We start from the raw sequence: 8,774 nt of genomic DNA on the forward strand, positions 1-8,774 counted from the left end.
GCCGACGCGACCCCCACGACAAGGAGCGAGCCCACCCATGGACTTCGGTGTCGTCCTGCAGACCAACCCGCCCGCGTGGCGGACCGTCGACCTGGCGAAGAAGGCGGAGGAGCACGGCTTCGACTACGTGTGGACGTTCGACTCCCACCTGCTGTGGCAGGAGCCGTACGTCATCTACTCGGCGATCCTCGCGGCCACCCACCGGGTCGTCGTGGGGCCGATGGTCACCAACCCCTCGACCCGGGACTGGACCGTCACGGCGTCGGTGTTCGCGACGCTCAACGAGATGTTCGGCAACCGCACGGTGTGCGGCATCGGGCGGGGCGACTCCGCGGTCCGCGTCCTCAACGGCAAGCCGGCCACGCTCGCGGAGGTGCGGGAGGCCACGCACGTCATCCGGGAGCTGGCGAGCTGCCGGCCCGCCGAGGTCAACGGCGCGACGCTGCAGTTCCCGTGGGCGAGGGACTCCCGGCTGGAGGTGTGGCAGGCCGCGTACGGGCCGCTCGCGCTCAAGACGGCCGGCGAGACGGCGGACGGCTACATCCTGCAGCTGGCCGACGTCGACATCGCCCGGTGGATGATCGGCGCGGTCCGCGAGGCCGCCGAGGCCGCGGGCCGAGACCCGGACGCGATCACGTTCTGCGTCGCGGCCCCCGCCTACGTCGGGCCGGAGGCCGACCTGCCGCACATGCGCGACCAGTGCCGCTGGTTCGGCGGCATGGTCGGCAACCACGTCGCCGACATCGTGGCGCGGTACGGCACCGACGGCGGCGTGCCCGCGGCGCTGACCGACTACATCGCCGGCCGGCAGGGCTACGACTACAACCAGCACGGGCAGGCCGGCAACACGCACGCCGACTTCGTGCCCGACGACGTCATCGACCGGTTCTGCCTGCTCGGCACGCCCGAGCAGCACGTCGAGCGGCTCGTCGAGCTCAAGGAGCTCGGCGTGGACCAGTTCGCCGTCTACCTCCAGCACGACAACAAGGAGGAGACGCTGCGGGTCTACGGCGAGTCGATCATGCCGGCGCTGCGCGAGCACGTCACGGCCAAGGCATGACCGCCGACGCCGCGCAGGTCCTGCGCGCCCGCCGACCGCGGGCTCGCAGCCGCGCGGCGCGGGTGCGGGTGGCGCTGCTCGGCGTGCTCGGGGTGCTCGCGGTCGCCGCGGCGTGGGAGCTGTACAAGGCGCTCGGTCCGGACGACGGCGTGGTGGTCGCCGGCACGCGGGTGCTGCCCCGCACCACCGACCTCGCGATGCCGCACACCTGGGAGATGGTCGCGCGGCTGCTCGAGCCCACGACGAGCCAGGCGGGCGCGGCCCCGCTGTGGCTGACGGTCGCGCAGGCGGCGCTGGTGTCGTTGGCGATCGCGGGCGTCGGGTGGGTCGTCGGCACCCTCGTCGGAGTCGGGCTCGGGCTGCTCATGCAGGTGTGGCGCGTGGCCGAGCACGGCCTGCTGCCGTGGATCGTGCTCAGCCAGACCGTGCCGCTGATCGCGTTCGCGCCGGTGGTGCGCAGCTGGGGCGCCCGTATCGAGATCGCCGGCTGGCAGTGGCCGCCGTGGCTGTCGGTCGCGGTGATCGCCAGCTACCTGGCGTTCTTCCCGGTCGCGATCGGGACGCTCAAGGGGCTGCAGTCGCCGCAGCACACGCACCTGGAGCTCATGCACAGCTACGGCGCGTCCCGGTGGCAGACGTTGCGCAGCGTGCGGCTGCCCGCCGCCGTGCCCTACCTGCTCCCCGCGCTGCGCCTGGGCGCCGCCAGCGCGGTCATCGGCACCGTGGTGGCCGAGGTGTCCACCGGGTACCTCGACGGCATCGGGCGCCAGCTGGTGGCGTTCGCCGGGCAGGCCTCCGGCGATCCCGCCAAGGCCTGGGCGCCGATCTTCGGGGCGATCGCGCTCGGGCTCGTGGCCGCGGGCCTGGTCGGGCTCGCCGGCGTGGCGCTGCGCACCTATCGACGTGGAGAGGCTTCGTGAGCGAGACGATCAACGGCGACGGCGTGGCGGTGGCGGCCAACGGTGTCGGCAAGACCTTCGACACCCGGTCGGGCGAGGTGCAGGCGCTCACCGGCGTCGACCTGCGGGTGGCGGCCGGCGAGTTCGTGTCGCTGATCGGGCCCTCCGGGTGCGGCAAGTCGACGCTCATGCGCCTCCTCGCCGACCTCGACAGCCCGAGCGAGGGCACGATCGAGGTGTTCGGCAAGACGCCCGCCCAGGCGCGTCGGGACCAGGACTACGGCATCGCCTTCCAGCAGGCCGGCCTGCTGCCGTGGCGCACGGTGGCCGCGAACATCGGGCTGCCGCTGGAGCTGCACGGCACCGACCGGGCGGCACGCGCCGCGCGGGTCGCCGAGCTCGCCGAGCTGGTCGGGCTGTCCGACTTCGCCGACCGCTACCCCGACCAGCTCTCCGGCGGCATGCAGCAGCGGGTCGCGATCGCGCGCTCGCTCGCCGAGCAGCCGCGGCTGCTGCTCATGGACGAGCCGTTCGGTGCGCTCGACGAGATGACCCGCGAGCGCATGCAGGCCGAGCTGTCGCGGATCGTCGGCGAGAGCGGCGCCGCGGTGGTGTTCGTGACTCACTCGATCCCCGAGGCGGTGTTCCTCTCCGACCGGGTCGTGGTGATGTCGCCGCGGCCGGGGCGGATCACCGGCGTCGTCGACATCGGCATCGGTCGGGACGTCCCCCGCGACGAGTCGCTGCGCGAGACGACGGCGTTCTTCGCCAAGGTCACCGAGGTCCGCGAGGCGCTGCACGGCACGCCCGTCACGGCCTCGGGTCGGGAGGGCCGCTGATGTCGGTCGTCGACGGCGTACGGAGCCCGCGGCGCGACCGCACGCTCCGGCTGGTGGCACCGGTCGCCGTCGGCCTGCTCGGGCTCGCGGTCTGGCAGCTGCTCGTCGGCGTCGTCGGGGTCTCGGCGTACCTGCTGCCCAGCCCGTCGGAGATCGCCGCGGAGTGGACGGCGAACGCCGGCCCGATCGCGGAGGCGGCCTGGATCACCGGGGTCAACGCGGTGCTCGGGCTGCTGGTCGGCAGCGCGGTCGGGGTAGCGCTCGCCGCGGTGGCGGCCCGGCTGCGGTGGATCGACCAGATGCTCGCGCCCGTGGTGGCCGGGCTGGCGGTCGTGCCGATCGTGGCGCTGGCACCGGTGCTGAACTCGATGTTCGGCGCCGACAGCGAGATCGGGCGCCGCACGATCGCCGCGATCGCCTCCTTCGTGCCGGTCTTCCTCAACACGCTGCGCGGTCTGCGCCAGACGACGCCGCTGCACCGCGACCTCATGCGCAGCTACGCCGCGACCGGCTCGCAGACGTTGCGCACCCTCACGCTGCCGACCGCCGCGCCCTACGTGCTCACCGGGCTGCGCGTCGCCAGCTCGCTCGCGGTGATCTCGGCGCTGGTCGCCGAGTACTTCGGCGGCCCCCGCGGTGGCCTGGGGGCGTTCATCTCGACGTCGGCCGCCACCAGCGCCTACGCACGCGCCTGGGCGTACGTGGGCGCGTCGATCGTCCTCGGTCTCGGGCTCTATCTCGTGACCGTGGCGCTCGAGCGCCTCGTGACCCGGCTGCTGACCGGGGGCGCCCGCTGACCCATCGGCTCCCTCCCCTCCCGAAAGGAACCACCATGACGATCTCTCGACGCGCCTTCGGCCTCGGCGCCGGCGGCATGACCCTCGCGGCCTTCCTGGCCGCGTGCAGCGACACCGGTGGCGGCGGGGGCGGCAGCACCGGGGGTGGCGGCAGCGGCAACGGTGGCGGCGGTGATCTCACACCGGTGAAGCTGCAGCTGCAGTGGCTGCCGCAGGCGCAGTTCGCGGGCTACTTCGCCGCGGTGGACCAGGGCTTCTTCGCCGACGAGGGCCTGGAGGTCGAGATCGTGCCCTCGGGCGGCGACATCGTGCCGCAGGACGCGCTGGCCAGCGGCAACGTCGACTTCTGCATCGCATGGGTGCCGAAGGTGCTGGGCTCGATCGAGCAGGGCGCCAACCTCACGAACGTCGCGCAGATCTTCCAGCGGTCGGGGACGCTGCAGGTCGCCTTCGCCGACGCCGGCATCACCTCGGTCGCGGACTTCGAGGGCAAGCGCATCGGGTCGTGGGGGTTCGGCAACGAGTGGGAGATCTTCGCGGCGATGGCCGCCGAGGGCCTGGACTCCACGACGGTGCAGATCGTCACGCAGGACTTCAACATGAACGCCTTCCTGCAGGGCGACATCGACGCCGCGCAGGCGATGACCTACAACGAGTGGGCGCAGGTGCTGGAAACGGTGAACCCCGACACGGGCGAGCTCTACCAGCCGGAGGACTTCGCCGTCATCGCCTACCAGGACACCCCCGGCGGCATGCTGCAGGACGCGATCTGGGCCGACACCGCTCGGCTCGAGGAGGAGGACTACGCCGCCACGACCGTCGCGCTGCTCAAGGCGGTCATCCGCGGCTGGGCGTACGCGCGCGACGAGGTCGAGTCGGCCGCCGAGATCACGCTCGCGGCGGGCTCGACCTGGGGCCCGAGCCACGAGCTGTGGATGGCGAACGAGACCAACAAGCTCATCTGGCCCGCGCCGAACGGCGTCGGCGTCGTCGACGCGGCCGCGTGGGAGCAGACGGTGGCCGGCGCGCTGGCCGCGGTCAACGAGCAGGGCCAGCACCTCATCACGTCCGAGCCGCCCGACACCGCGTACTCCAACACCTACATCGAGCAGGCGATCGGCGAGCTCTCCGACGTCGACACGACGGGCGAGTCGTACCAGCCGATCGCGGTCACGCTCGCCGAGGGCGGCAACTAGCCGCGCACCGTGGCCGGGCGGGGACGCCCCCGCCCGGCCACGGCCTCGCGCCTGGTGGCATCCTGGACCTCTCGCACCGAAGGAGCAGCGCATGACCGACGTCAGCACCCCCACGACCACCGGCTCGACGGAGGGCGGGACCGCCGAGGGGGTGGACCTCGACGCGCGGGCGCTCGAGCTCGACCGCTCCCACGTGTTCCACTCGTGGTCGGCGCAGGCCTCGCTCGCGCCCGTCTCGATAGCCGGCGGCAGCGGCACCACGGTCTGGGACCACGGCGGGCGGCGCTACCTCGACTTCTCGAGCCAGCTCGTCAACGTCAACATCGGGCACTCGCACCCCCGGCTGGTCGCCGCGATCCAGGAGCAGGCGGCGACGCTGGCCACGATCGGCCCCGCGACGGCCAACCTCACCCGCGGCGAGGCGGCGAAGCGGATCCTCGCGCACGCGCCGTCGGGCATGAGCAAGGTGTTCTTCACCAACGGCGGGGCCGACGCCGTCGAGAACGCGATCCGGCTGGCGCGGCTGCACACCGGGCGCCGCAAGGTGATCTCGCGGTACCGCAGCTACCACGGCAACACCGGCGCCGCGATCGTCGCGACCGGCGACTGGCGGCGCCTCCCCAACGAGTACGCGACCGGGCACGTGCACGCTTTCGGGCCCTACCTGTACCGCAGCGAGTTCTGGGCGACGACGCCCGAGGAGGAGTGCGAGCGCGCCCTGCACCACCTGCGACGCGTCGTCGAGTGCGAGGGACCCGACACGGTCGCGGCGATCCTGCTGGAGACCATCCCCGGCACCGCCGGCATGATCACGCCGCCGCCCGGCTACCTGGAGGGCGTGCGGGCGCTGGCCGACGCCCACGGCATCCTGCTGATCCTCGACGAGGTGATGGCGGGCTTCGGCCGCGCGGGCGAGTGGTTCGCGCTCGACGCCTACGGCGCCCGCCCGGACCTCATCACCTTCGCCAAGGGCGTCAACTCCGGGTACGTCCCGGTCGGCGGCGTCGTCATCTCGCAGGAGATCGCCGCCACCTTCGACGACCGTGTCTTCCCCGGCGGCCTCACCTACTCCGGGCACCCGCTGGCCGCGGCGTCGATCGTCGCCTCGATCGACGCGATGGAGGAGGAGGGCATCGTCGACCACGCCCGCGCGATCGGCACCGACGTGCTCGGGCCTGCGCTCGCCGGCCTGGCCGAGCGGCACCCGGTGGTCGGCGAGGTCCGCGGGCGCGGCGTGTTCTGGGCGCTGGAGCTGGTCGCCGACCGGGCCACCCGGGCGCCGCTGCCGGCGTCGGAGATCGCGTTCGCCAAGGGCGCGCTCACCGAGCGCGGGCTGCTGCCCTTCACCGCCGACAACCGCATCCACGTCGTGCCGCCGTGCGTCGTCACCGCCGACGAGGTCGCACAGGCCGTCGAGATCTACGACGAGGTGCTCACCCTGCTGGACGAGAGGCTCTGACATGAGCGACACCGACACCACCACCGAGACCACCGAGGTCCTCGACCACTGGATCGCCGGCGGCCCCGACGCCGGCAGCGGCGACCGCACCGGGCCGGTCTACGACCCGGCGCGCGGGGTCGTCGCCAAGCGCGTCCGCATGGGCACCGCCGACGACGTCGACCGGGCCGTGCAGGCCGCGCGGAAGGCGTTCACGTCCTGGGGCGAGACCTCGATCGCAAAGCGGCAGCAGGTGCTGTTCGCGTTCCGGGAGCTCCTCAACGCCCGCCGCGACGAGCTCGCCGCGATCCTCACGGCCGAGCACGGCAAGGTGCTCTCCGACGCCGCGGGCGAGATCGCGCGCGGTCTGGAGGTCGTCGAGTTCGCCTGCGGCATGCCGCACCTGACGAAGGGCAGCTTCTCGCTCAACGCGAGCACCGACGTCGACGTGTACACGGTCAAGGAGCCGCTCGGCGTCGTCGGCATCATCAGTCCGTTCAACTTCCCGGCGATGGTGCCGATGTGGTTCTTCCCGATCGCGATCGCGGCCGGCAACACGGTCGTGCTCAAGCCGAGCGAGAAGGACCCGAGCGCGGCGAGCTGGCTCGCCGCGCTGCTGGCCGAGGCCGGGTTGCCGGACGGCGTCTTCAACGTCGTGCACGGCGACAAGGAGGCGGTCGACGCGCTGCTGGTGCACCCGGAGGTCGCCGCGATCTCGTTCGTGGGGTCGACGCCGATCGCGCGATACGTCTACGAGACCGCCACCCGCGAGGGCAAGCGGGTGCAGGCGCTCGGCGGCGCCAAGAACCACATGCTCGTGCTGCCCGACGCCGATCTCGACCTCGCGGCGGACGCCGCCGTCAACGCCGGCTTCGGCTCGGCCGGCGAGCGGTGCATGGCGATCTCGGTGCTGGTCGCGGTCGACCCGATCGGCGACGATCTGGTCGCCAAGATCACCGAGCGGATGGCGCGGCTGCGCACCGGCGACGGCCGCGAGGGCGCCGACATGGGGCCGCTGATCACGCGCGAGCACCGCGACAAGGTCGCGGCCTACCTCGACGTGGCGGGCGCCGACGGCGCCACCGTGGTCGTCGACGGCCGCGGCGTGCAGGCCGACGGGGCCGCCGAGGGCTTCTGGCTCGGCCCCTCGCTCGTCGATCACGTGCCGACCGACTCCTCGGTCTACACCGACGAGATCTTCGGCCCGGTGCTGTCGGTGGTGCGGGTGGCCTCCTACGCCGAGGGCGTCGAGCTGATCAACGCCGCGCCGTACGGCAACGGCACCGCGATCTTCACCAACGACGGCGGCGCCGCCCGCCGCTTCATGCGCGACGTCGAGGTCGGCATGGTGGGCGTCAACGTGCCGATCCCGGTGCCGGTGGCCTATCACTCGTTCGGCGGCTGGAAGGCGTCGATGTTCGGTGACGCGAAGGCCTACGGCCCGCACGGCGTCGAGTTCTACACGCGCGACAAGACGATCACCAGCCGCTGGCTCGACCCGAGCCACGGCGGCATCAACCTCGGGTTCCCGCAGAACACCTGAGCCGCTCGGCCTCAGCCGTCCCGCCGGCTCGTGGCGCACGTCGCGAGCCTGGTGACGGCGTCGTCGAGCCGGGCGTCGACGAGGTTGCCGTACCCGAGCACGAGCCGTCGCGAGGTCGGGGCCGGTTCGACCTGGTAGCGCCGCATGTCGGTGAGGCCGACGTCGAGCCGTGCCGCGGCCCGGACGACGTCCGCGGCGTCGGGGGCGGCCTGCCCGAGGTGCAGCACGAGGTGCAGCCCGGCGGCGAGCCCGCTGGTGCGGGCGTCCGGCAGCCGGGTGGCGAGCGCTGCCAGCAGCGCGTCGTGACGCCGGCGGAACCGGCCGCGGGCCGCGCGCAGGTGCCGGTCGTAACCGCCCGACGTGAGCAGCCGGGCGAGGGCGAGCTGGTCGACGACCGACGGCGCGGTGCCCGGCGCGGCGGACAGCGTGGCGCGCCACGCGGGCGGCACCACCATCCAGCCGATCCCGAACGCCGGCGACATCGTCTTGCTCGTGGAGCCGAGCAGCAGCACCCGCGAGGGGTCGAGCCGCTGCAGCGCGGCCACCGGGCGGCGGTCGTAGCGGAACTCGGCGTCGTAGTCGTCCTCGACCACGAGCCCGTCGACCTCGCGCGCCCAGGCGAGCAGCGCCTCGCGCCGCTCCCCCGCCAGCGGCACCCCGACCGGGAACTGGTGCGCGGGCGTGACGAGGGCGGCGCGCGCACCGGTGGCCCGTGCGGCACGCGCGAGGGCATCGACGTCGACGCCGCCCTCGTCGACGGCCACCGGGACCGGCACCACGCCGGCACGCGCGGCGACCTCGCGCAGCACCGGCCAGCTCGGGTCCTCGACGAGCAGGTGCGTGTGGCCGGCAGCGCGCAGCGCCCGCACGACCCGGTCCATGCCGTCGGTCGCGCCGCGCGTGAGGACGACGGCGGTGTCCGGCGCCTCGACCATGCGCGCCCGCCGCAGGTGCGCCGCGACGGCGGCCCTCGCGGCCGGGTGCCCCGCGGCCGCGGGCGCG

The 8,774-nt window shown here is 73.5% G+C and carries 8 protein-coding genes; 7 read left to right on the forward strand and 1 reads right to left on the reverse strand.

Annotated elements, in window-relative coordinates; translation table 11 throughout:
- Positions 1-37: 37 nt before the first annotated feature.
- From GPA02_RS09365 to GPA02_RS09395, 7 genes are all read left to right on the forward strand, one after another.
- Positions 38-1,060, forward strand: coding sequence for a TIGR03842 family LLM class F420-dependent oxidoreductase (locus GPA02_RS09365; protein WP_156199642.1), 1,023 nt, complete (start codon positions 38-40; stop codon positions 1,058-1,060).
- Positions 1,057-1,980, forward strand: coding sequence for an ABC transporter permease (locus GPA02_RS09370; protein WP_156199643.1), 924 nt, complete (start codon positions 1,057-1,059; stop codon positions 1,978-1,980). The genes GPA02_RS09365 and GPA02_RS09370 overlap by 4 nt, the downstream gene beginning before the upstream one ends.
- On the forward strand, positions 1,977-2,798 hold the full coding sequence (locus GPA02_RS09375; protein ID WP_156199644.1) for an ABC transporter ATP-binding protein: 822 nt from the start codon (positions 1,977-1,979) through the stop codon (positions 2,796-2,798). The genes GPA02_RS09370 and GPA02_RS09375 overlap by 4 nt, the downstream gene beginning before the upstream one ends.
- A complete protein-coding gene (locus tag GPA02_RS09380) occupies positions 2,798-3,595 on the forward strand; it encodes an ABC transporter permease (RefSeq protein WP_170296839.1) in 798 nt (265 codons plus the stop codon). The genes GPA02_RS09375 and GPA02_RS09380 overlap by 1 nt, the downstream gene beginning before the upstream one ends.
- A 35-nt stretch (positions 3,596-3,630) precedes the next feature.
- Entirely contained in the window at positions 3,631-4,791 is a 1,161-nt protein-coding gene (locus GPA02_RS09385) for an ABC transporter substrate-binding protein (RefSeq protein ID WP_156199645.1), read from the forward strand.
- Positions 4,792-4,882: 91 nt separating this feature from the next.
- On the forward strand, positions 4,883-6,250 hold the full coding sequence (locus tag GPA02_RS09390) for an aspartate aminotransferase family protein (RefSeq protein WP_156199646.1): 1,368 nt from the start codon (positions 4,883-4,885) through the stop codon (positions 6,248-6,250).
- A gap of 1 nt (position 6,251) precedes the next feature.
- Positions 6,252-7,772 (forward strand): CoA-acylating methylmalonate-semialdehyde dehydrogenase, encoded by a 1,521-nt coding sequence (locus GPA02_RS09395; RefSeq protein WP_156199647.1) that lies wholly within the window; start codon positions 6,252-6,254, stop codon positions 7,770-7,772.
- Positions 7,773-7,783: 11 nt separating this feature from the next.
- Here GPA02_RS09395 and GPA02_RS09400 read toward each other — a convergent pair.
- Positions 7,784-8,774: aminotransferase class I/II-fold pyridoxal phosphate-dependent enzyme (locus GPA02_RS09400; RefSeq protein WP_156199648.1), on the reverse strand; the 991-nt coding region annotated here is incomplete at its 5' end.

Origin of the sequence: Actinotalea caeni (genome assembly GCF_009733795.1) — a bacterium.
GTDB classification, from domain to species: Bacteria; Actinomycetota; Actinomycetes; order Actinomycetales; family Beutenbergiaceae; genus Pseudactinotalea; species Pseudactinotalea caeni.

Excerpts from the sequence above, each read along its gene's own strand:
- GPA02_RS09365 (WP_156199642.1), top strand. The coding sequence starts at position 38 with ATGGACTTCGGTGTCGTCCTGCAGACCAACCCGCCCGCGTGGCGGACC.
- GPA02_RS09370 (WP_156199643.1), top strand. The coding sequence starts at position 1,057 with ATGACCGCCGACGCCGCGCAGGTCCTGCGCGCCCGCCGACCGCGGGCT.
- GPA02_RS09380 (WP_170296839.1), top strand. The coding sequence starts at position 2,798 with ATGTCGGTCGTCGACGGCGTACGGAGCCCGCGGCGCGACCGCACGCTC.
- GPA02_RS09385 (WP_156199645.1), top strand. The coding sequence starts at position 3,631 with ATGACGATCTCTCGACGCGCCTTCGGCCTCGGCGCCGGCGGCATGACC.
- GPA02_RS09390 (WP_156199646.1), top strand. The coding sequence starts at position 4,883 with ATGACCGACGTCAGCACCCCCACGACCACCGGCTCGACGGAGGGCGGG.
- GPA02_RS09395 (WP_156199647.1), top strand. The coding sequence starts at position 6,252 with ATGAGCGACACCGACACCACCACCGAGACCACCGAGGTCCTCGACCAC.